The sequence below is a fragment of the Neoroseomonas alkaliterrae genome, from assembly GCF_014199195.1.
In the GTDB taxonomy this organism is placed as follows: Bacteria; Pseudomonadota; Alphaproteobacteria; order Acetobacterales; family Acetobacteraceae; genus Neoroseomonas; species Neoroseomonas alkaliterrae.
Map to the genome: position 1 here is coordinate 1 of NZ_JACIJE010000050.1, position 1,092 is coordinate 1,092.

1 protein-coding gene is annotated in these 1,092 nt (G+C 71.0%); it reads left to right on the top strand.

Annotated elements, in window-relative coordinates; genetic code table 11:
• Nucleotides 1–1,040: OmpA family protein (locus tag FHS88_RS20495; protein ID WP_184487335.1), on the top strand; the 1,040-nt coding region annotated here is incomplete at its 5' end.
• Between the last annotated feature and the right edge of the window lie 52 nt (nucleotides 1,041–1,092).

Here is a 1,092-nt window from a genome sequence, read left to right on the forward strand (position 1 = left end):
CGCTTCTTGCCGCGACGCTGCTGTCGCTGCCGATGGCGGCGAATGCGCAGGGCTGGGACCCGCGGGTGCAGGGCGTGTACATCGGTGCCGGCTTCGGCGCGAACTTCTTGCAGGGCACGTCGGACCGCGGTCTCGATGTGAACTTCGAGTGGGGCTACGCGGGCGTGCTGAGCGTCGGCTACGGCTTCGGCAACGGCCTGCGCCTCGAGCTCGAGGGCAGCTACCGCCAGAACGACGTGGACGCGATCAAGGGCGCGGCGCCGGTCGGGCGGCTGAACCGGGTGGGCGGCAACGCCTCGTCCTACGGCGCGATGTTCAACGTGCTGTATGACTTCAACCTCGGCCCGGTGGCGCCCTATGTCGGCGGTGGTATCGGCTACCAGATCCACAACTACGACAGCGTCCGCGGCGTGGCGGCGAACGGCAACCGCCTGCTGCTGGACGGCGACGAGGGCAACTTCGCCTATCAGCTGATCGCGGGCGTGGGCCTGCCGATCCAGGCGGTGCCGGGCCTCGTGCTGACGGCCGAGTACCGCTTCATGGGCACGCTGGGCCATGACATCAACGGCACGGTGACGACGCCGGCCGGTGCGGTGACGCGCGCGACCTTCGAGGCGGACAACTTCAACCACTCGATCATGTTCGGCGTGCGCTACAACTTCGGCCGCACGGCCGCCCCGGCGGCTCCGGCCGCGGTGGCGCCGGCGCCGGCGCGCACCTTCCTCGTCTTCTTCGACTGGAACCGCGCCGACCTGACGGCCCGCGCGCGCCAGATCATCGCCGAGGCGGCGCAGGCGCGCACGACGCAGCAGGTCACCCGCATCGAGGTGAACGGCCACACCGACACCTCCGGCTCGGCCCGCTACAACCAGGGCCTGTCGGAGCGCCGCGCGGCCGCCGTCGCCGCCGAGCTCGTGCGTCTGGGCGTGCCGCGCAACGAGATCGTGACCCGCGGCTTCGGCCAGACCCAGCTTCTGGTCCCGACGCCGGACAACGTCCGCGAGCCGCAGAACCGCCGCGTGGAGATCATCCTCCGCTAAGCGGTCGCCAGAGGCGACACGAACCGCGAAGGGGCGCCGAAAGGCGCCCCTT